Here is a 255-nt window from a genome sequence, read left to right as displayed (position 1 = left end):
GCTATAACTGGTATTGCAACCAAATTAAAATTTCTAACCAATATTCTACGTCGTTGAAACAACTCTGTTTTTTCTGCGAAAGTTAAAGGTCCCTTATCCACTGCAGGGTCCAGCGCTCTAATATAAGTATTTAAAGTGGCTCTATAAGCCAACAAAGGGCTTACAACCGAAATAGCACCCAAAGTCCATTCTATGGCATTTTTATTTTCAAGGATTGTTTTTAAAGCTAAACTGCTCAATTCAGTTGCTTTGTCC

Annotated in this window: 1 protein-coding gene; it reads right to left on the bottom strand. The window is 36.9% G+C overall.

What is annotated here, in order from left to right:
• Positions 1 to 255, bottom strand: a 255-nt coding sequence (locus tag JDS92_RS30315) for a hypothetical protein (RefSeq protein ID WP_199633063.1), incomplete at both ends; no start/stop codon positions are given.

This window comes from Bacillus cereus group sp. N12 (assembly GCF_016483575.1).
Taxonomy (GTDB): Bacteria; Bacillota; Bacilli; order Bacillales; family Bacillaceae_G; genus Bacillus_A; species Bacillus_A toyonensis.
Note: the sequence above shows the minus strand (reverse complement) of the source record. Positions and strands in the feature narration are given on the sequence as shown.